This is a genomic window from Pseudomonas saliphila, from assembly GCF_008638345.1.
Taxonomy (GTDB): Bacteria; Pseudomonadota; Gammaproteobacteria; order Pseudomonadales; family Pseudomonadaceae; genus Halopseudomonas; species Halopseudomonas saliphila.
Window position 1 is genome coordinate 42,170 of the sequence record NZ_VTVA01000008.1, and the last position, 21,513, is coordinate 63,682.

17 protein-coding genes and 3 tRNA genes are annotated in these 21,513 nt (G+C 58.9%); 9 read left to right on the top strand and 11 right to left on the bottom strand.

Features of this window, described 5'->3' with window-relative positions:
• Positions 1-112: 112 nt before the first annotated feature.
• The 5 genes from FHK95_RS10490 to FHK95_RS10510 all read left to right on the top strand — a co-directional run bounded on the left by FHK95_RS10490 (position 113) and on the right by FHK95_RS10510 (position 8,934).
• Positions 113-3,943 carry a DUF1631 family protein gene (locus FHK95_RS10490; protein ID WP_178114762.1) on the top strand — a complete coding sequence of 1,277 codons (3,831 nt, stop codon included), beginning with the start codon at positions 113-115 and terminating at the stop codon, positions 3,941-3,943.
• 380 nt (positions 3,944-4,323) lie between these two features.
• On the top strand, positions 4,324-5,913 hold the full coding sequence (locus FHK95_RS10495; RefSeq protein WP_150304571.1) for a peptide chain release factor 3: 1,590 nt from the start codon (positions 4,324-4,326) through the stop codon (positions 5,911-5,913).
• Between the two features lie 861 nt (positions 5,914-6,774).
• A complete protein-coding gene (locus tag FHK95_RS10500; protein ID WP_150304572.1) occupies positions 6,775-7,566 on the top strand; it encodes a TatD family hydrolase in 792 nt (263 codons plus the stop codon).
• 58 nt (positions 7,567-7,624) lie between these two features.
• Positions 7,625-8,086 carry a multidrug transporter gene (locus FHK95_RS10505; protein WP_150304573.1) on the top strand — a complete coding sequence of 154 codons (462 nt, stop codon included), beginning with the start codon at positions 7,625-7,627 and terminating at the stop codon, positions 8,084-8,086.
• 23 nt (positions 8,087-8,109) lie between these two features.
• Entirely contained in the window at positions 8,110-8,934 is an 825-nt protein-coding gene (locus FHK95_RS10510; protein ID WP_150304574.1) for an SDR family oxidoreductase, read from the top strand.
• 310 nt (positions 8,935-9,244) lie between these two features.
• Here FHK95_RS10510 and FHK95_RS10515 read toward each other — a convergent pair whose 3' ends face one another.
• Positions 9,245-10,270 carry a Leu/Phe/Val dehydrogenase gene (locus tag FHK95_RS10515; RefSeq protein ID WP_150304575.1) on the bottom strand — a complete coding sequence of 342 codons (1,026 nt, stop codon included), beginning with the start codon at positions 10,268-10,270 and terminating at the stop codon, positions 9,245-9,247.
• Positions 10,271-10,505: 235 nt separating this feature from the next.
• Between FHK95_RS10515 and FHK95_RS10520 the strand changes: the two genes are divergently transcribed.
• Entirely contained in the window at positions 10,506-11,351 is an 846-nt protein-coding gene (locus tag FHK95_RS10520; RefSeq protein ID WP_150304576.1) for a Tim44 domain-containing protein, read from the top strand.
• Positions 11,352-11,404: 53 nt separating this feature from the next.
• On the opposite strand, the gene FHK95_RS10525 is transcribed toward FHK95_RS10520, so the two are convergent.
• Together FHK95_RS10525 and FHK95_RS10530 are read right to left on the bottom strand one after the other, a co-directional pair.
• A complete protein-coding gene (locus FHK95_RS10525; RefSeq protein WP_150304577.1) occupies positions 11,405-11,956 on the bottom strand; it encodes a response regulator transcription factor in 552 nt (183 codons plus the stop codon).
• The gene (locus FHK95_RS10530; protein ID WP_150304578.1) at positions 11,953-13,242 is read right to left on the bottom strand and encodes an ATP-binding protein; all 1,290 of its coding nucleotides are present in this window, start codon (positions 13,240-13,242) and stop codon (positions 11,953-11,955) included. Before FHK95_RS10530 ends, FHK95_RS10525 begins: the two co-directional genes overlap by 4 nt.
• Before the next feature lie 120 nt (positions 13,243-13,362).
• Here FHK95_RS10530 and FHK95_RS10535 point away from each other — a divergent pair, with 120 nt between their 5' ends.
• Positions 13,363-14,070 (top strand): SIMPL domain-containing protein, encoded by a 708-nt coding sequence (locus FHK95_RS10535; RefSeq protein WP_150304579.1) that lies wholly within the window; start codon positions 13,363-13,365, stop codon positions 14,068-14,070.
• On the opposite strand, the gene FHK95_RS10540 is transcribed toward FHK95_RS10535, so the two are convergent.
• Complete coding sequence (locus tag FHK95_RS10540; protein WP_150304580.1) at positions 14,067-14,282, bottom strand: hypothetical protein; 216 nt, start codon at positions 14,280-14,282, stop codon at positions 14,067-14,069. The two genes, FHK95_RS10535 and FHK95_RS10540, sit on opposite strands and share 4 nt — an antisense overlap.
• A 74-nt stretch (positions 14,283-14,356) precedes the next feature.
• Positions 14,357-15,034, bottom strand: coding sequence for an energy-coupling factor ABC transporter permease (locus FHK95_RS10545; protein ID WP_150304581.1), 678 nt, complete (start codon positions 15,032-15,034; stop codon positions 14,357-14,359).
• A gap of 233 nt (positions 15,035-15,267) precedes the next feature.
• Here FHK95_RS10545 and FHK95_RS10550 point away from each other — a divergent pair, with 233 nt between their 5' ends.
• Complete coding sequence (locus FHK95_RS10550) at positions 15,268-15,444, top strand: DUF3094 family protein (protein WP_150304582.1); 177 nt, start codon at positions 15,268-15,270, stop codon at positions 15,442-15,444.
• Between the two features lie 314 nt (positions 15,445-15,758).
• Positions 15,759-17,081 carry an NAD(P)/FAD-dependent oxidoreductase gene (locus FHK95_RS10555; protein ID WP_150304583.1) on the top strand — a complete coding sequence of 441 codons (1,323 nt, stop codon included), beginning with the start codon at positions 15,759-15,761 and terminating at the stop codon, positions 17,079-17,081.
• A 3-nt stretch (positions 17,082-17,084) separates the two neighbouring features.
• On the opposite strand, the gene FHK95_RS10560 is transcribed toward FHK95_RS10555, so the two are convergent.
• From FHK95_RS10560 to hslO, 6 genes are all read right to left on the bottom strand, one after another.
• Positions 17,085-18,095, bottom strand: coding sequence for a DUF2891 domain-containing protein (locus FHK95_RS10560; RefSeq protein WP_150304584.1), 1,011 nt, complete (start codon positions 18,093-18,095; stop codon positions 17,085-17,087).
• 198 nt (positions 18,096-18,293) lie between these two features.
• Positions 18,294-18,369, bottom strand: a tRNA-Lys gene (locus tag FHK95_RS10565).
• Between the two features lie 12 nt (positions 18,370-18,381).
• A tRNA-Pro gene (locus tag FHK95_RS10570) sits at positions 18,382-18,458 on the bottom strand.
• A gap of 12 nt (positions 18,459-18,470) precedes the next feature.
• Positions 18,471-18,546: transfer RNA gene (locus FHK95_RS10575), tRNA-Asn, on the bottom strand.
• Positions 18,547-18,752: 206 nt separating this feature from the next.
• The gene (locus FHK95_RS10580; protein ID WP_150304585.1) at positions 18,753-20,297 is read right to left on the bottom strand and encodes a phosphoenolpyruvate carboxykinase; all 1,545 of its coding nucleotides are present in this window, start codon (positions 20,295-20,297) and stop codon (positions 18,753-18,755) included.
• 322 nt (positions 20,298-20,619) lie between these two features.
• Positions 20,620-21,501, bottom strand: coding sequence for an Hsp33 family molecular chaperone HslO (gene hslO / locus FHK95_RS10585; protein ID WP_150304586.1), 882 nt, complete (start codon positions 21,499-21,501; stop codon positions 20,620-20,622).
• Positions 21,502-21,513: the final 12 nt, after the last annotated feature.

A 21,513-nucleotide genomic window follows, 5' to 3' on the forward strand; every position in this document is an offset into this window, starting at 1 on the left:
AAATCCGCGCACCGCTGGCTTGGCACGGCCAACTGAATTATCGTACCTGTGCATCAGGTCCCAATGCTCTAAAATGGGTCGTGCAGGATCAGGCCAGTCAACCGGGGATATTGTGACGGCGGAAAAACGTAAATTCACCCGTCAATCAGCTTCGATTGCCGGCACGCTAGTGCTAGGCAATCAGGGCGAGTTTGAGTGTGTGATCAGCGATTTTAGCCAGGGCGGCATGCTGGTCATACTGACTGGCGCCGGTCAGTTGGGCCGACTCCGCAATTTGCTCAAGGTCGAGAAGCAGGCCACGGTTGTCTACCAGCTTGAGGGCAAGAGTATTTCCGTTGAGGTCAGCGTCGCCCATGTGAGCCGTCAGGGCATTGGCTTGCAGCTGGTGAAACAGGACCCTCGCTTCGTACTCAATATCCAGCGCGCAGCACGGTTGTTCGCTGTCGAGCAGTCAGGGCCGTCGATGAAAATTGATGCGCCGACTCAGCGGCCACTTGACCCACTTAGCAAGGCCCGGCTCATCAAGATCACCAACCACCACATCGCCGAGTTTTTTACCCGCTGTCTGCCTGACTACATAAGCCAGGTAAAAGACGCGCTGATTACCGAAGCCGACCGCCAGCGCAGCCAGACCGCTCAACAACCCTTCTTCGACACCTTGGGCATTATCCGGACGCAGCAGGCCCATCTGGTTCCCGATCTCTCGGGCAAGATAAGCACTGACGCCGCGGAAGTGGCCGACGGACGCTTCATCGAGGCCTGGCAGGCTCGCAAGCCTCGCAACGAGCGCGCCGGGTTGTCGCTGGTGGAGAAGAATGATTTCGAGGATTGGCTGGTCATCCGCAAGGCCATTTCCAAGGCCGAGATCATTCTCCGGGAGCAGTTGCTGGAGCTTCAGCTGCGGCTGGACGCAGCATTCGGCTCCCCGGATTCCGCTCACTGCTACAACCCCTACGCGCCCAGCGCCCTGTGTTACGGATTTGCCGACGTCACGCGCGATTGGCGCCTGACCGGAAAGGTGCAGGTAGTTGCCTTCAAGGTCTTCTACGATGTGCTCCTGAGCAATCTTGCACCGCTATATCGCGGTCTTAACAAGCTGTTCATCGAGGCTGGCGTGCTGCCTGACATCGATGTCGAGCAATATCTGACCGAACAGGCAATACGCGAGCGCAAGGCCAGCGATCAGCACAGTGCTCCCGAGGCACTGCCAGTCGAAGTATCGACCGGCTCCCCTGCCCCGAGCGCCCTGTCTCAGCCAGCAGGCCAGACGGACCCAGCGGGCGCGACCGCCGATCAAACAAAGTCCTCACCTAGCGCATTCAATACCGCCACGCGTCTGTGGGCCGCTCACAAACGCCTGAACAATGGCACTGCCAGTCGACTGCCGATGGCCGAAGAGTCTACCGAACCGCCACAGCCCAGCGGAGCGACGCTGTCGGCGTTGCAGCAGATGCAGCAACAACTGCTCGTACACCACGCAGACCTGGGGCAACCCGGCGCGCTCAAGCAGCTGATTGAGGCCAGTGGCTCCGGCCTGCAGCTCTCGGAGTTTGAAGAAGACTCGGCGGATATGATTGAAAATCTGTTCGATAACATCGTACAGAGCGACCAGGTGGCAGAGGATCTGCGCGACGAAGTACGCAAGCTGGAAGTGCCCGTGCTACGCGTCATGCTCAAGGACCAGAGCCTGTTCACCGCTGACTTTCATCCGGCGCGCCAGGCAGTCAATCATATTGCGCTATTGTCGGATCAGAGCAGCACGCATGCCGCGTACAACAAGACGGCAGTCATCAATGCCATCACCACCATTCTCGAGAGCAGTGACGACGAAGGCTTCAGCCGCTCGCTGCTGATCCTCGATCAGCTGGTCGCCAAGGAAAAGCGGCAGGTTGAGCGCAACCTGCGGCGCATTGCCGAGGCCGCCGAAGGCCAACAACGGATTCGCAAAGCCCATCAGCTGATCGATCGCGAGCTGGTTCGCCGGCTGGCGTCACGACCCGTCCCGACCCCTGTGCTGGAACTGCTTGAACACGGTTGGAAAGGCCTGATGATGCTGTGCCTGTTCCGGCAAGGCGACGATAGCCGCTCCTGGGATCTGACCCTGGCCATCGTGGATCAGCTGGTCGCCCGCACGCTTTCTGATAGCCAGGAGTCGTCCGCCAACCTGATCCGCATCGACGCCTTGCTCAGACTGATCGGCAAGGGTCTGGCCAAAGTCCACGATGCCGAGGGCCGGCATGAACAGGTGCTCGAGCGTATCGAAAGACTGCTCAATGGCGAGACATTTACCTCCTCGGTTTATCACAGTACAACGGAGCCAGCCGAGGAGCCGCCCGCAAGCGACCCCACTGCCTTGCGCTGGATCAAGCGCGCCAAGGGTCTGCGCAAGGGCCAGTGGCTTGAGGCGCTGGCACCGCCGCAAGCCACTGTGTTGTATCAGCTTGCCTGGGTAGCGGATGATTTCAGCCAGTTCATTCTGGCTAATCAACAGGGTAAGAAGGTCTCTGAACTCACGCTGCAGGAAATGGCCGAGAAGCTGCGTCAACGCTCGCTTGCTGCACTTGAGCACGCCGCTCGGCCTGCTGTGGAGCAGGGTCTCGACACGCTGGTGCAGAAGATCTACGAGAAACTGGCGTTCGAGGCGTCCCACGATCAGCTCACCGGCCTCTGCACCCGCAGAGAGTTCTCCCAGTGCATTGCACAGAGTGTTGCCAACGCCAAACAGCACAGATGCCGCTACACGCTGATTTTCATTGATATTCTGCAATTCAAGCTGATCAACAACACCTGCGGCTACGAGGCCGGCGACCGGCTTCTGCAGGAGCTTTCCCGGAGCCTGCAGAACCTCGCGGGGGACAAGGCTATCGTTGGCCGCATTGGCGCCGCTGAGTTCGGCGTGGTGATTCCGCTGGATGCCGCAGTGGAAGGTTTTCAGCTCGCCTCATCGATCAAGGCTGAAATAGAAGGCACACGTTTCGAGGAAGGCGGACACAGCTTTGTAATCAATACCGCAATGGCTGTGCTCGGTTTTGACCATACCAACGACCGGGTTATGGAATTGCTCCGCACCGTGGAAGTCGCGTCGGAGATCAGCAAGAAGGCGGGGCGCCGCAAGATCCAGGTCGTCCATCCTGGCGACGCTCGACTCGAAGAGCGCGACGAGGTCATGAGCTGGGTTACCCGCATCAACCGCGCGCTCGACGAGAACTCATTGAAAATCCGCTGCCAGGCGATCAATCCGATCCACGGCACCATGCTGCCGCATTATGAGATTCTGCTGACCGTCGTGGATGACAATGGCGCCCATTTACCACCGGGCGAATTCATCAGGGCTGCCGAGGAATTCAATCGGATGGCGGCCGTCGACCGCTGGGTAATCGAAGCCGTATTTGGCTGGATGACCGCACACCTCCCGGGCCTTGAATACATTGGGGGGTTTTCCATCAATCTGTCCGGGCACTCGCTGAACGACGAAACGTTCACCGACTTCCTGTTCGACGCTCTGATCCGCTATCCGGTCCCGCGCGACAAACTGATTTTCGAGATTACCGAAACGACGGCTATTGCCAACCTGGACGATGCATCGGATTTCATCACCGAAATGCGCGGCATCGGTTGCCGGTTCTCCCTGGACGACTTCGGCGTCGGCCAATCGTCGTTTTCCTACCTGAAGCGCCTGCCCGTCGACTTCATCAAGATTGACGGCTCGTTTGTGGTCAATATCGCCGACGATCCGGTGGACTTTGCCCTGGTTCGCTCCATCACCGAGATGGGCCACTTCCTCGACAAGAAGATCATTGCCGAATACGTAGCGGATGCCGCTATCCTCGCCGCAGTCTCATCGATTGGTGTGGATTATGCGCAGGGCTTTCACTTCGGCACGCATGTGATGCTTGACCAGCTGGTGCTGGCGCCGCCAGCTACCAGTGAAGTAGAGCTCTAACAAAACCCTGGGGCGTCCTGCGGCCGCCGTCGCGCCGAGGTCGACGTTCCTACGATTTTGCACCCAACCACCGCATTCCGTCGTGGGAGGCATGATCGGAACGCCGAACCGCTACGGCGATGTGGCCGCCAGGCCAGTTGTTTTATTCCTCATAACCAAAAACCCAAGGCGTCCTGCAGACGCCGTCGCGCCGAGGTCGACGTTCCTACAAAACCAACGGGTCTTTTAACGCCGTATTGCACTGTATGCAGCCATGCATTGAGTCACGACGCGAAATCGACGAAAATGCCGGCCAGGTTATTCCCCTGCGCGTATCCAACCCCAACGTGTCGATTGCCGCCCGGTTGGCCCTGTCGCCCGCACACCAGAAGATCTAACAGATGACAAACACCGCTATACAGCGCGAGGTCGGTAAACGCCGTACCTTCGCGATCATTTCGCACCCGGATGCGGGTAAGACCACCATTACCGAGCGTCTGCTGCTGATGGGCCAGGCGATCAGTGTGGCCGGCACAGTGAAAGCGCGAAAATCCGATCGCCACGCCACCTCCGACTGGATGGCCATGGAGAAACAACGGGGTATTTCCGTCACGACCTCGGTAATGCAGTTCCCCTATCGCGATTGCATGATCAATCTGCTGGACACCCCCGGTCACGAGGATTTCTCCGAGGATACCTACCGTACCCTCACAGCAGTGGACTCGGCCTTGATGGTGTTGGACGGCGGTAAGGGTGTCGAGCCGCGCACGATTGCGCTGATGGATGTGTGTCGCCTGCGCGACACGCCTATCGTCAGCTTCATCAACAAGATGGACCGCGACATTCGCGACCCGATCGAGCTGCTTGATGAAATTGAAGCAGTGCTGAACATCAAGGCCGCCCCCATCACCTGGCCGATTGGCTGCTATCGCGATTTCAAGGGCGTGTACAACCTGTCCGAAGACCACATCATCGTCTACGAGTCGGGACATGGTCATGAACGGACCGAGCAGCGCATCATCCACAAGCTGGACTCCGATGAAGCCCGCCTGCATCTGGGCGATCTGTATGACCGTTTCGTCGATGAGCTGGAGCTGGTACAGGGTGCCTGCCACGCATTCGACCAGGATGCGTTTCTGCGCGGCGAAATGACCCCCGTGTTCTTCGGGACCGCCCTGGGTAACTTTGGTGTTGAGCAGGTGCTGGACGCCATCGTCCGTTGGGCGCCATCTCCCCTGCCGCGCCCCGCTCTGGAGCGCACCGTCGAGCCGATCGAAGATACCTTCACCGGCTTCGTGTTCAAGATTCAGGCAAATATGGATCCCAAGCATCGGGACCGCATCGCCTTCATGCGTATCTGTTCCGGCCGCTACGACAAAGGCATGAAGATGCACCATGTGCGCACCGGCAAGGATATGCGCATGCCCGATGCCCTGACCTTCTTTGCTGCCGAGCGCGAACACCTGGAGGAAGCCTGGGCTGGCGACATTATCGGTCTGCATAATCACGGCACCATCCAGATCGGTGACACCTTTACCCAGGGCGAGAAGATTGGCTTCACGGGCATCCCGCACTTTGCACCGGAACTGTTCCGCCGCGTACGCCTGAAAGATCCGCTCAAATCCAAGCAGTTGCGTCAGGGTCTCCAGGAGCTTGCCGAAGAAGGTGCCACGCAGGTGTTCTTTCCCGAGCGCAGTAACGACATCATCCTCGGCGCGGTGGGGGTGCTGCAGTTCGACGTGGTCGCCAGCCGTCTCAAGGAAGAATACAAGGTCGAATGCATCTACGAGCCGATCAACGTCTGGTCAGCGCGTTGGATCGAATCGGACAACAAGAAGAAACTTGAGGAATTTGAGAACAAAGCGATGGAGAACCTTGCCATAGACGGTGGCGGTCATCTTACCTACCTGGCGCCAACGCGGGTCAACCTCAAGCTGACCGAGGAACGTTGGCCGGATATCCGCTTCCGCGCCACCCGGGAAGCCCACTAGCCCCGGCGCTTCGCGGCCCTGCGAAACGGGCCGCTGGCCTGACGGATGATCAACCAATCAGAACCAGAACCGTTCGACTGGTTGCGCCAAAGTACCGTTCAAGGCGTTCTCGCAGTCACTGCGAGAGAATGCCGATTGATGAATACTCCCCCTCACGGTCGGTCTACGGCCGGCCAGGCAATCACCGGTTAGATTGCGTGGCGCTTGGGTGCTGACCATGGGTGGCGCCTTAGCGTCAAACGCACTGAACTGCGCCAATTCTCCGCACCGGCGTGACCGCCCTGAACGCCCGGACGGAGCACTCTGTTGCTGCACCTGGCTGGCGCCCTTCTGAACCGCTTCATAACAAAAGCGCAGACCGGACGTCGAGCTGGGGTCTGCCTGCACAGGAAGCTCACTGCTCGCCTGCATACCGAAAGCTATCGCCATCAGGCACATCAACACGACCGACATGCCGATCCCCGAATGCATCCTATGTACTGTGTTGTTCATGCCAATCACACTCCGCTTGCGATCTGCTATTGACAGAAAACTGACTCGGGCTGGCTACTGATTGCCCGCCAAAGTATGGATCCAAAAATCAAACATGAGCGGCATCCATTCCTGGACGACACATGGGGAGGACACCCCGGCCAGGACAGAATCACCCAAGCAAGAAGCGAACCAGCGCCATATACGCCTGATTTTACTGTATTTTTTAGTTAACCACTCAATACATCGCACTTCGCAACGCACCAGAATGTGCCAATACCGCAACTCTGCACTGAAAGTGGGCGTTGTATTCCAACCCCATTTACAGCGAATCGGATACCGCAAAGTGTGCCATGCTATTTGGCAAGCTACCCTTTGAATGTGTCAATTATGCGCTATATCGATACCCACACCCACCTAGATTGTCCGGATTTTGACGCCGATCGCGATAAAGTGATTAGTAATGCGAAATCCTTTGGCGTCGAGCGGATACTGATCATGGGCATCACGGCCTCGAACTGGGATCGGCTGTGGCAACTGGTGCTGTCAGATCAGGCGCTGTTTGGAGCCTTCGGGCTGCATCCGATATTCCTTGATGCGCACCGGGACGAGCATATCGATAGGCTCCAGCAACGTCTGGCCACCCTTGTTGATCATCCGCAGTGCTGCGCGGTAGGCGAGATCGGACTCGATTATTTTCTGCCCGAACTGAACCGTGAGCGGCAACAGACATTGCTCGAGGCGCAGTTACAGCTGGCCAGCGACTTCAACCTGCCCGTATTGCTGCATGTGCGCCGCGCCCATGCCCCCATGATTGCAACGCTCAAACGCTTTGGCTTGCACCGAACAGGCATAGTGCATGCCTTCAGCGGCAGCCGCGAGGAGGCGCGGGAATATATCAAGCTGGGATTCAAGCTCGGGCTCGGCGGCGCGGCGACCTGGCCACAAGCCAAGCGACTGCGTCGGACGCTAGCGGAACTGCCGCGCTCTAGCCTGGTACTGGAAACGGACTCGCCGGATATGGCGCCCAGCTTCCAGGCGTATCAGCGCAACAGCCCGGAGTTTCTCCCAGAAATATGCCGCCAGCTGGCCGAACTGCGCGGTGAGACAACCGAAACGCTGGCCCAGGCGTGCCTTAATAACAGTTGTGAATTATTCGGCTGGTCATCAACTGAGCTGTAGGTCTGTTAGAGTCGTTCACACACGCAACCATCCAACCACCCTGCACAAGGAGCTGTTCATGGCATTGGGCATTGTCCTGCTACTGGCCTGGTTGATACTGCTATTGCGCTTCCCGCGCCCCATGGTCCCAGCGAGCCTGGTCATCGCTGCTTTGGCCCTGCTGCTCGGCGCTATCGTTGCAACCATGCAATGGCTCGACAGCCGACGCGTGGATCAGCTGGATATCAGCATCGCTTACGCGCCTGAAGCCTGCGATTTCGGTAAACCCCTGCGCGTTGATATCACCAACAACAGCGCGAATCCGGTTACCCACATCAGCTGGCGTCTGCTCGCGGCACAGCCCGGCTACAACAGCAACCTAGTGGACACCAGTACCGCAGCCTCCACGTACCGGGTAGATCAGCTAATCCCGCCCGATGGAAACTGGACTGGCTGTTATCAGGTTCCACGCTTGCGCACCGGCTACCGTGCGCCGGATCTGGACTATCGGCCAGACCATGTTCGCGCCGAATTTCAATAACTGACAATAATCAGGATCGCAGCATGAACACACCCGTAGCATTGATAACCGGTTGCTCATCCGGCATCGGCCAGGCCCTGGCACAGGTAATGATCGACGAGGGGTATCAGGTGTGGGCCACCGCGCGCAAACCCGAGAGCCTTGCCCCACTGGTCGAGCGTGGCGCCGTGGCGGTAGAGCTGGATGTCAACAACCCCGAGCAACTGGCCGCCTGCGCCGAACGCCTGCGCAGCGAAGCCGGACGGCTGGACGTACTGGTCAATAATGCCGGTTACGGTGCAATGGGCCCGGTGCTCGACGCAGACCGCGACACTCTGCTCAAGCAGTTCGATACCAATGTGTTTGCGCCATTGCAGCTGGTACGTGCCACGGCGGATCTGTTACGGGCCAGCGAGGGGTTAATCGTAAATATTGGTAGCGTATCCGGCGTAACCACTACACCGTTTTCCGGCGTCTACTGCGCCTCGAAGGCCGCGCTGCATGCGCTGTCCGATGCGCTGCGCCTCGAACTCACACCGTTCGGCATCCAGGTGCTGACAGTCAAGCCCGGTGCAATCGCCTCAGACTTCGGCAATAACGCAACCGCCGCTATCACCATCGATGACAACTCCTGGTTCAAACCCTGGGAGAAAGGCGTCCAGGCCCGGGCGATGGCCTCGCAAAGAGGCGAGTCCACCCCAGCGCGCGATTTCGCGCTGGAGCTGATGGGCTACATCAAGAATCCACTACGCCCGGAGGAGGCGCTGATCGGCACCAATAGCCGGAAGATGGTCAGCATGAAACGCTGGCTGCCCACATCAATACTCGACGCTCAGTTACGCAAGCGCTTCAGCCTGGACAAAGCCTAGGCGCTCGCCGTTTCGCTAGGGTCTGTTCCCGTTTCATCGCGGCCGCGACGGAGGCCCGCTTAGTGCAGAACAAGGCGCGAGGAGTGTAATTTGGTGGTTCCAAATAAGCGACGAGTAACGCAGTGCTGTGCTAAACGGGCCCCGTCCCTTCGGGTGGGGCCGCCTAGGTTGCGTGGCAAATGACGCCATGCGGCGTTGCGGGACTTGGCAAGGGAACAACCATTACCTGCGTCCCGCGCCTTGCGGAACGCCGCCCGGCCTGGCGCCATTTGACACAGCAACGCGGCTCGCGATGAAACGGGAACAGACCCTAGGCTGTGGGATAGAGAATCGCTTCTGCCTGGCGATCCGCGATGGTCGCCGGCGAGCGTCCCTCGGCCTCGCTTTGCGCGAATATGCTGTCCAACCGCTGCCCGATGCTATCAATGCGTCCAGCGATACTGGCTCGCGACTCCCCCTTGTAGGTCAGCGCTACGTAGAGCAACCCCCCGGCGTTGATCACATAATCCGGCGCGTAGAGCATGCCGCGGGCGTCCAGCAGGTCCGCTGCATCGGCGTCGATCAACTGGTTATTGGCTGAACCTGCCACTGCGGCGCAGCGCATTTGCCGGATGGAGTCGGCATTGAGCACGCCGCCCAGCCCGCAGGGCGCGAACACATCGCAGGGGGATTCATACACAGCGTCCAGGGCAACCGGCTGCACACCGAGTTCGTCCACCGCCAGCCGTACCTTGCCGGGATCGATATCCGCAGCCAACACCTCGGCCCCATCAGCCACCAGGAGCTCGGCCAGCGCATAACCCACATTGCCCAAGCCCTGCACCATGACCCGTACCCCACTCAGCGACGACTGCCCCAAACGCTCGCGCGCGGCCGAACGGATGCCGGCGAGCACGCCCAAGGCAGTATGCGGTGAGGGATCACCCGCTTGCGTCGTGCTGGTAACAAAACGCGTCTCACGGGCGATGCAGTCCATATCCTGGCTGCTGGTGCCGCTGTCTACCGCCGTGATATAGCCACCGCGCAGGGATTCGATACAGCGGCCAAAGGCTTCGAACAGCGCCGCACGGTTCTCGACATGCGGCTTGCGGATAATGACCGCCTTGCCACCACCCTGCTCCAGCCCGGCCAGCGCGGCCTTGTAACTCATACCCCGGGCCAGCCGCATCGCATCCGCGACCGCAGCATCAAAATCAGCATAGGGCTGGTAACGACAACCACCCAGCGCCGGCCCCAGCCTGGTGTTGTGAATAGCAATTACGGCCTCAAGTCCGGTCGCCTGATCAGTGAAGACATGGAGTGCCTGAACGTTGTCCGAATGCATTTTTGTAAACATGCTGTCCTCGCCTGAAGTCTCTGGAAAGCCATTGCACCGGTGGCATCCGGACGAAGGATACGACCCTGCATGTCCGACCCGCTTGTGCGCTGGCTGCGACGTGCCTGAAAGTCGCTCGCCAGACTTTCCAGAGGCTCCCGTAAAATGTGGGATTGACACAACGATACACATTAAAGCTGGTCAGTGACCAATAGTGTTTGGCACTATTTCGGCTGATCAAATTGGAGTAACGCACATGCGCTGGTTGATACCCTTTTTCACTGTCTTTCTAATGGTCGGATTGGCTGTTCCGGATGCCGAAGCACGCCGGTTCGGCGGCGGCAAGGCGTTTGGTTCCGCTCCTGCACACAAGAGCCAACCGGCTCAACGCCAGCAGTCCCAGGACCAGCAGGCAGCTCCGCGCAACCAGCAACAGCCTGGCGCAACCTCCGGTGCCGGTCGCTGGCTGGGTCCGTTGGCCGGTATCGCTGCTGGCGGTTTGCTCGCCTCAATGCTGTTCGGTGATGGCTTCCAGGGTATTCAGCTACTGGACATGCTCATCTTCGGCCTGATCGCCTTCATGCTGTTCAAGCTATTCACGCGCCGGCACGCCAGCCAGCCGCAGCCCCAACCGGCCGGCGGCGGTCAGTTCCGTCAAGCGCCCATGGAGCCAACCCGGCCCACACCCATGGCATCCGGATCAGTAGTCGCCAGCGCAGCACCGGTGAATACCCCTGCCTGGTTTGATAGCGAACGCTTCCTGCGCGGCGCAGAAGAACACTTCTTCACCTTGCAGCGGCATTGGCGCGACAACGATGTGGAAGGTATGGCTGAATATGTCGATCCGCAGTTGCTACAGGAACTGCAGGCCACCCGCAGCGACAATCCTCCGACCGCCAATGGCTTCGTCGAGCAGTTGCAGGTTCGGCTGGAAGGCGTGGATGAGATCGATGGTCGCGCGATCGCTACGGTTGGTTTCACCGGCCTGGATCGCGACGCACCAGAAGATGACGGCACCTGGTTCGATGAGAGCTGGCGTCTGGAGCGCGCGGCCGGTGAGAACCAGCCGTGGATTATCTGCGGGATCCGTCAGAACAGCTGACGGTATCTTCATTGGTTGATGCGTGCATCAACCAATCGCCAAGCGCCCGGACGTCAACGACGTACCGGGCGTTTTTGTAACTTGCGCTGCAAGGTGCGCCGATGCATGCCCAGGGCTCTGGCGGTTGCGGAGATATTGCCTTCATGTTCTGCCAGCACGCGCTGGATATGCTCCCACTGCAGGCGATCGACGGACATCGGATGGTCAGGGACCAGGGTGTCCGGGTCGGCCTTATCAGACAGCAGAGCAGTCAACACATCGTCAGCATCCGCTGGCTTGCACAGATAGTTGCAGGCACCACGTTTGATCGCTTCCACCGCCGTGGCGATGCTCGAGTAACCAGTAAGAATCACCACCTTCAGATCAGGATAGAGCTCCAGCAGACGCGGCATCAGCACCAGTCCGGACTCCCCCTCCATCTTCAGATCCAGCACCGCGAAATCAGGGCGTTCCTGCCTGGCCAGTTGCATGGCCTCCTCTGCACCGCCTGCCGTCTCGACGCGCAGCCCGCGACGGGTCAGCGCTCGGGCCAATACCCGGGTGAACGTCGGGTCATCATCCACGAGCAACAGTAGCGGCTGCTCTTCAGTACTCTCATCAGTCATAGATCCACCTCTGTTGCGGTTGGCAGAGTCACCTCAGTGAGGGTCCCTCCTCCGTCCTGATTATAAAGCCTAACGCTACCACCCAGTCGTTCGACCGCTGCCTGACTGAGAAACAGTCCCAGACCGAAGCCTTTCTTGCCCTTGGTCGTCAGGAAGGCGGTGCCCAACTGATCTGCGATATGCAGCGGCACGCCAGGACCATGGTCGCGAATGCGCAATCTTACCCAATCCGCGTCCCAGGCAATTGCGACCTCTATGTTATCCGGGCAGGCATCGGCTGCGTTATTCAAAAGATTAAGTAACGCCTGCCCCAGCTCCGGACCGGTCTGGATCCAGGGTACCTCGCCTTCGGCCAGCGTCCCCCACTGCCAGCTCGCCTCAGGGCGCATCAAATGCCAGCGCGCCAGCACGGTGGTCAGCCAGGTGTCGGCGCGCTCGCGCCGGCGGGGCTTGAGCCTATCGTCTTCGGCAGTGCGCACCATATGTTGCAGGCTTTCTTTGCACTGGGCGACCTGTTGCTGCAGTAACACCAGATCCTCCTGCATCTGCGCGTCCGCGCTGTAGTCGGAGCGCATGTCCTTGAGCAGTACGCTCATGGTCGACAGCGGCGTCGACAGTTCATGCGCGGCCCCCGCCGCCACGCTGGCAATGCCAAGCAGCTGCGCATCGCGCAGCCCCTGTTCGCGGCGCTCGGCCAACCGATCGGCGTGATGGCGCAGCGCGGCCGCCATTCGCACGACGAAAAAACTGATCAAGGCTGCGCTCATGGCGAAATTCAGCCACATGCCAATCACATGCAGATTGATCATGTAGCTGACCACTGGCAGCTCGAACGCATCCAGCGGCTTGTACCACACCAGCAACACGCTGTAGGCGCTGATCGCCACGCAGGCCAATACCAATGCGTAAATCCATGGCAGGGTCGCTGCGGCGATGGTCAGCGGCACCAGATAATAGGACACAAAGGGATTCGTCGGACCACCTGAGTAATACAGCAGAACACTGTGCACCACCATGTCAAACAGCAGCTGCAGACCGTACTCAGGCTCTGTCACCGGCCAGCCGCGGCTGAGACGCAAGAGGGTAATCACCGATACCAGTGCAGAAATGCCCAGTGTCATCAGCAGGGGTAACCAGGGCAGCGGGAACCAGCCGCTCAGGTAGGCTCCTGCAACAGACAGCGACTGAGCGACCCAGACCAACAAGCGTATGAGAATCAGCCGCCAGAGGTTCTGGCGCGTCGGAGACAGCGCAAGGGTGTTAGGGCTGACAAAAAACCGCTGCATGGCGTGTAGTGCTCCAAGTTTGTATCTATATAGCTATAACATCGGCAGGATACCCTTTTCGTTTACTCAGCGAACCCGCTTCGTTGAGCAATGCTTCACCGCACCTTCAAGGAGAACTTCATGCATCGCTCCCTTTTCGCCGCCGTTCTGTTAGGTCTGTCCTGCGCATCCGCGTCGGTTCTGGCCGACCAGTATGAACAACGCTATAACCAGGTCGCCCTGCGTGCCGAAGTGCAGCAGTCGGTCAGTCACGACACCCTGCGCGTCACCTTCTTCGCCGAGGATCAGGATGAAGAACCGTCGATACTCGCTGAAAACATTACTACACGCCTGAACCGCGGCCTGGAAACGGCCAGACAGGCAAAGGGAGTGAAGGTTTCCAGCGGCAATCGCAGCAGTCAGCCGGTCTATGACAAGGAAGGAGAAAACATCGTCGCCTGGCGTGAGCGCGGCGAGATAATACTGGAGGGTAGCGATTTCGCCGTATTGACAGAGCTGACCGGCAAGCTGATGGGCGATCTGAACCTGGGCAGCATGCAATTCAGCCTGTCACCCGTGACCCGCCGCGCTACCGAAGACGAATTAATGCAGGAAGCCATCGAGGCATTCAAGGCGCGAGCCGATCTGGCAACCCGCGGCCTGGGTGGCAGCGGTTACAAGGTGGTACACCTGAACCTGAACTCGCAGATATCGCAGCCACCGGCTCTGTATCGCAACCGGACAATGGCGATGGCAGCTGATAAGGAAATGTCAGCGCCCTCGGTCGAGAGTGGCCAGGCGGACGTGACCGTCAGTGCCGATGGCACTATTGAAGTGCTGCTGCGTTAAGGACGCATAAAGGCGTATTCGGCATCCTCGTCGAGGTTCTCGGCGAGGAAGTTGAGTTCATGCGCGATATCCTGGTCGCTGCGTTCGCGCTTATACACTGCGATGAGCTCGCTCATCAGCGCCCGGGCCAGGCCCTGGTCACTGTAACCGGCCGTTCTGGCCTGCTCACTCGCGTCTTGCATGATGGTTTTTGCCAGTGTGTAAACAGACATGCGCAGCCCTCTCGAAACAGTCTTTAATAGCGCTTGATTGCACCACAACCGCCGCACTCAACCATTGATCCGGCTCAAGGTTTGTCGTGGGGCTCCTGGAAATAACGGTCCGAATTCAGGGTTTCGACCCATTCGGGACAGAACACCACAAGTCCCGAAATGATCATGCCGTTGATGAACGCCTCAGGAAACATCACCAGCAGCATGTAGCCAAAAAACTCCAGCAAGGTGTCCGGCGGCGTCAGCGCACCCGACCAGCTCAACATACCCATCCCCAGCAATACCGCAGCCACTGCAGCGAAGCTGGCGGCGAAGAAACCGCTGACGAAGATATACACAAACAGGTTGGTGGGTTTGGTACGCTCGAGCGCCTGACTGATGAGTATCGTCACCGCGACCGGGCCGATAATACGCACCAGGCCGTTGGCGCCGAAGGCTGCCGCATCGTCCATACCGAGCACCACCATGGCGACCTGGGCCAGCGTGCCGGCGATAATTGCCAGCGGCCAGTCCAGCAGCAGCGTAACGGCGGTCATGCCGATGAAATGAAAGGTCAGGCCACTGTCGAACTCCCGGCGCATCAGCCACAGCACAGACAGCAGAAAGATGCTGCCATACAGCAGGTGCTGCCGCCGCGCGTCGGCGGCCAGCTCAACCCAGGGCGCACGCGCCAGCGCCCAGAGCAGCACCCCGCCATAAAGCAGCAGGCTGGCAATGGACTGAAAACCGGTAAGCAGACTGGCTGCGAGCATAGAAACCTCTGGGTACGGACTGCTTCAACGTGACGGGCCTGGGCTATCCCAGGTGTATTGCCCCTGGCAGCAAAGATTCGGCGCGAGCCAACGAAACCGACGCGAAATGGAAACTGGAGCAGGATCAAACTCTGCGAGATGCATTCTTTGCACCCGCATAATAGAATGCAGGCATAGTCAGTCAAGCCTGAGCGCGCAACATCGAATTGCGTACACCACAAAAAGGTCATGCCATGCCAAGCCGCTTATTTCCTGAAGACCAGAAACGGGTCGATGAATACCTTGCCTCCCCGATTCACCAGGTTAAACGCAAGCCTTTCAAAGTCTGGTTGCTGCTCGCCGTGATAGTCGGCTCGGTGATCGGTCTCGGCCTGCTCGCGCGCTTCCTGGCCACACTTGCCCACATATGAGGGGCATAACGACTGACGATCGATTTCTCGGGGCCTGTTGACGTTTCATCGCGGCCGCGACGGCGGCCCGTTTGGTGCAGAGCGAGGCGCGGGGAGTGAAGTTTGGTTGGTCCAAATGAGCGACGAGCAACGCAGTGCTGCGGCAAACGGGCCCCGTCCCTCCGGGTTGCGTGGCAAATGACGCCATGCGACGTTGCGCGACTTGGTAAGGGAACAACCATTACCTGCGTCCCGCGCCTTGCCTGGCGTCATTTGACACGGCAACGCGGCTCGCGATGAAACATCAACAGGTCCCAGTTACAAGAGTCTCGTCCATGTCGCAATCAGAACTGCATAGTGCCCCACCCCGAATACTGATCATTGGCGGCGGTGCCGGGGGGCTTGAACTGGCAACCCGTCTCGGCCGTACGCTGGGCAAGCGAAAGCGCGCCCACATCACGCTCGCTGATGCCAACATGACCCATATCTGGAAGCCGCTGTTGCATGAAGTGGCTGCCGGCTCGCTGAACTCTACCGAAGACGAGCTCAATTACGTCGCCCAGGCCAAGTGGAATCATTTCGAGTTCCAGCTTGGCTGCATGAGTGGACTGGATCGCGAGCGACGCGAAGTCATCCTGGCTTCGCTCAAGGATGAGCACGGCGATGAACTCATCCCGGAACGTCGCCTCGGCTACGACTACCTGGTGATTTCCGTCGGCAGTACCACCAACGATTTCAACACCCTGGGCGCGGCAGAGCATTGCCTGTTCCTGGATACGCGGGTGCAGGCCGAACGCTTCCACCGCCTGCTGCTCAATCAGTACATGAAGGCGCAGGCCAGCCACAGCGATGCACCGTCAGCACAGATCAACGTGGCGATCATTGGGGCGGGTGCGACCGGGGTCGAGCTGGCTGCAGAACTGCATCATGCCGCGCAAATGCTGCAGGCTTATGGCCTGAACCGCATACGACCGGAGGATCTGAACATCAATCTGGTCGAAGCCGGGCCTCGCGTGCTGCCCGCCCTACCGGAGCGGATCAGCACACCGGTCACCCAGACACTGAAAGATCTCGGCGTGAAACTGCATACCGGCTCACCAGTGAAAGAGGTCAAGGCTGACGGCTTGCTGCTGGCCAATGGCGAAACCATTCCGGCTTCACTGAAGGTCTGGGCTGCCGGTATCCGCGGCCCTGGGTTTCTCACTGAACTGGGCCTGGAAACCAATCGCATCAATCAGCTAGTGGTGAACCGCACCCTGCAGATTCCGGATGACCCGCGGATTTTCGCGTTTGGCGATTGCGCTTCCTGCCCAACCCGCGAGGAAGGCAAGTTCGTGCCGCCGCGCGCGCAGGCAGCGCACCAGCAAGCCACATTGCTGGCGAAGAATCTCAAGCGGCTGCTCGATGGCAAGCCACTGGAAGAATACACCTACCGCGACTACGGCTCGCTCATCTCGCTGTCCACCTTCAGCGCTGTGGGCAATCTGATGGGCAACCTGACCGGTAGCGTGATGCTCGAGGGCAAACTGGCGCGGATGTTCTATGTCTCGCTGTACCGCATGCATCAAATGGCGCTCTACGGCCTGCCCAGAACCATGATGCTGATGCTGAGCGACCGCATCGGGCGCAGCACCGAACCGCGCCTGAAGTTGCACTGAGGCCTAATAACCCAGCGCCAGTAACAGGAAACTGGCGAGCCAGTGCTCGCCCATGTAGTCATCACGCAGGTGGGCGCTGCCCGCTTGCAGATGCCGCTGCGCGGTTGACTGCAGCACTGCTCGTCTCGAATCGAACTCATCCAGACTCAAACTCAGCTCTCGCAGGCACCAGGCGCGGCTAAGATTCAGCCCGTCCAGATGCGCCAGGCGCCCGTCGGTACGGTCAGCGGGCTCCACCGGCATGAACAGACTCGCCGGCCTGCCCTCCGCCAACTCTGGCAGAAAATCCGCAAACCATTCCAGGAAGTCGCCGCGCCCGAGAACGCGTTGCAAGAGCAATGCCTGCTGCCAGCCCGGCGAGAGGAAATCTTCGCCCCCCGGCTCCCAGCCGTGATAGCCCGCATCAGACAGATAAAAGGCTTCGGCCCGCTGCGCTACCATCTCACGCAGCGCGGCGTGGCCTGTCTCCACCGCGTAGTCATGGGCGAACAGCATGGCGAAGGCAGTATTGCTATGTGCGCCGGCACGTACCGAGAAACCCAGCTTGGGAAGATACTCGACGAACTGCCCTGCAATAAAATCCGCCAATGGCTGCAGATTGCGCCCCCACAGCGCCGCACGCGGGTGATCCAGCTCATGCAATGCTCCCTGTAGCCGAAGCAGCCAGGCCCAGCCATAGGGCCTCTCAAAGCCACCTCTGCCCGGTGCGCGGAACCACTCGAGCTCGCGCTCGACCTTTGCGGCAGTCAGCTGCTGATCAAACAGCGCCACTACGTCATCCGCCGCATCACCACCAGGGAAGCACGCCAGCAAGCGGGCCAGTAACCAGTAACTGTGGACGCAGGAGTGCCAGTCATAACTACCAAAGAACACCGGGTGGTTGCAGCGCGGCGCGGCCAGGTCGGCGTCTGAATTCAACCGCACACTTTCCGAATGGGGATATTCCCGCTGCACATGCCCCAGCGTCATGCGGGTCAGCTCGGAAGCGCGGGTAGGTGACAGCGTATTAGTCATGGGGGGTTCCGGTCAGGCTTGGACGATGTTTACGATAGACACAGCGAAAACCATCCGGCAAGCACGGTCAGCAGAAAGCGATCGGCATGGCACAGACAATGGACTGGAGATTTGCGGAAGCGAAACGGATAAAACAATGGGGATGACTACGGAGACAAAAGCGTATCAGGACGATACTGGATACTGCGAAGATCTGAGTGGTGGGTCGTGTAGGATTCGAACCTACGACCAATTGGTTAAAAGCCAACTGCTCTACCAACTGAGCTAACGACCCATTCTCAAAAAATGGTCGGGGTAGGGGGATTCGAACTCCCGACATCCTGCTCCCAAAGCAGGCGCGCTACCAGGCTGCGCTATACCCCGATTATTCTTAGGTGGCTCCGCGACCAGGACTCGAACCTGGGACCCAATGATTAACAGTCATTTGCTCTACCAACTGAGCTATCGCGGAATTACCTATACAACCGTACCTCTTTAAACCCTCAGTAGAAGCAATGACTTGCGTCACATATCCCCTGCTGAGGCGCGCCATTTTACCGTTCAGCGCGGGGGTGTCAACCCTTTATTGAAAGCTTTTAACCGCTTGTCGCCATTGAGTCTGTTTAAACACAAAACCCGCCAACGGCGGGTTCTGTTTACAGCTTTGTCAAGCCTGGATTACAGCTGCGGACCCGCCTGAACGATCTCCTGCGGAACCTCGAATTTCTTGAAGTTCTCAACAAACAGCTTCGCCAGCTCCTGCGCGGCGGCATCGTACTTGGTCGGATCTGTCCAGGTATTACGTGGATTGAGAAGCTGGCTATCGACGCCTGGTACAGCCTTCGGCACGTCGAGATTGATTACCGGCAGATGCTCGGTCTCGGTACCGATCAAAGCGCCGGACTGCACTGCGGCAATAATCGCCCGGGTGGTCGGAATGCTGAAGCGCTTACCTTCACCATAGGAGCCGCCAGTCCAGCCGGTGTTGACCAGATAGACCTTGCTACCGAAGGCGTTGATGCGCTTGATCAACAACTCCGCATACTCACCGGCAGGACGCGGAAAGAACGGCGCGCCGAAGCAGGTGGAGAAGGTGGACTTGATGCCGCTACCCGAACCCATTTCCGTCGAACCAACCAGCGCGGTGTAACCGGACAGGAAGTGATAGGCCGCCTGTTCGTTGTTGAGGATCGAAACCGGTGGCAATACACCCGTCAGATCACAGGTCAGGAAGATGATCGCGTTCGGTTCGCCGGCACGGTTCTCCAGGACACGCTTTTCAACGTGCTCCAGCGGGTACGCAGCGCGGGTGTTCTGCGTCAGGCTGACGTCGGTGTAATCGGCGACACGGGTTTTCGGATCGATAACCACGTTCTCGACGATGGAGCCGAACTTGATGGCATTCCAGATGACCGGCTCGTTTTTCTGCGACAGGTCGATGCACTTGGCGTAGCAGCCGCCTTCGATATTGAACACGCTGCCTTCGGCCCAGCCGTGTTCATCATCGCCGATCAGATTACGCGACTCATCTGCTGACAAGGTGGTCTTGCCGGTGCCGGATAGACCGAAGAACAACGTGGTATCACCCTCGTCACCAACGTTGGCCGCGCAATGCATCGGCAGCACGTCCTTGGCGGGTAACAGGAAGTTCTGTACAGAGAACATGGCCTTCTTCATCTCACCGGCGTACTGCATACCCGCCAGCAATACCTTGCGCTCGGCAAAGTTGATGATGACGCAACCATCGCTGTTGGTGCCGTCACGCTCGGGATCACAGGCAAAATGCGGGGCGTTCATGATCTGCCACTCGGGCTTGTTCGACGGGTTGTGGCGCGGCGCATTGATGAACAGCGTACGACCAAACACGTTATGCCAGGCGGTTTCGGTGGTCATGAGGACCGGCAGATAATGCTCGGGGTCAGAACCAACGTGCACGTGCGAAACGAAACTGCTGCGCTCCGCCAGATAGGCTGCAACGCGGTCCCACAGCGGAGCAAACTTGTCAGCCGGGAACGGACGGTTGATCGGCCCCCAGGCGATAGCGCTGCTGGTGCTCGGCTCGTCTACGATAAAGCGGTCCATTGGCGAGCGCCCGGTGCGAGCGCCGGTCTCGACTACCAACGAGCCGTTGTCAGCCAGATGCCCCTCGTTGCGCTGGATCGCCAGCTCAATCAGGTGGGCGATGCTCAGGTCGGTATAAACAGTGTTGGTAGCTTGCGTCATCTAACGTCGTCCTCTTCGGCTTTGACCGAAATCTCCATGAAGACCGATAGGACCGGTCTCAGCACGTGGGGGATATCTGGTTAATAAATGCTAGGGAACCGCTGAAGTGACTATGCTCGGTCAAACTGCATTGAAACCTGTTCAATTTCGCTTGACCCAGGCACGCCGGCTTTCAGTGTTTCCCAGTGGTTTTTGCGCTGGCCCACCGCGCAGGCGCGCCATTATGCCAAAAAAAAGGCATTCGCGCGCACATTGGCTTCCGGCAACGCATAGACATCATCGATAACGCGATGCGCTTAACATCACCGGGAACCATCTTGCATCAATGAAGACCTTTCGCATGCTCTTCAGCCGCCTCGAATAGCGCCTCGAGGCTCTGGCGGTCGTAGCGGTGCTGTGTATTGCAGAACTGGCAGTCCACAGTGACCTCTCCTCCCCGCTCTTCGAGCAATACCAATGCGTCCTCACGCCCCAAACTGACAATCGCTTTGCCGGATCGTTCCGCGGAGCAACTGCATTTGAAAATGACTGGGCGTGCGTCAAAAAGACGCACTTCCTCTTGATGATACAAACGATGCAGCAGTGTTTGATTGTCCAGCGCCAGCAATTCTTCAGGCTTGAGGGTATCGGCCAGCATATTCAGTCGGGCCCAGGTTTCCCGACGCTCGTCCACATCCTTCTGCCGATCAGCGGGTAACGCCTGCAGCATGAACCCGCGAGCTATGCGCCCATCGGCGAGCAGACGAAACCGGGTGGCCAACTGCTCGGAATTCTCGAAGTAGCCATTCAGGGCATCCGCCAGCGTCGTGCCTTGCAGCGACACCACGCCCTGATAGCGCTGGCCGTTATCCGGGTCAATGGTGATCGCGAGAATGCCGTCCGGCATCAGAGTTGCCAGATCCTCGCCCTCGAGCGAGTCGGCATACCGGGCTATACCCCGTACTTCCTGGTTGCTTGAGCATTCGACCATGAGCGTGGAAAGCGGTCCGGAGGAACGTGCCTGAAGCACCAGCAGCCCCTCAAACTTCAAGGTACTGGATAGCAGCACGGCCGCCGCCAGCAACTCGCCAAGCAGTGATTTGATCGATTCGGGATAGGGATGTTTAGCGAGAATTTCGCGATAGCTCTGGTCGAGCGACACCAGCTCGCCGCGCACGTCGGCCTGCTCAAACAGAAAACGCTGGGAAACATCCTGAAGCTGCATGATTTTCTGCCT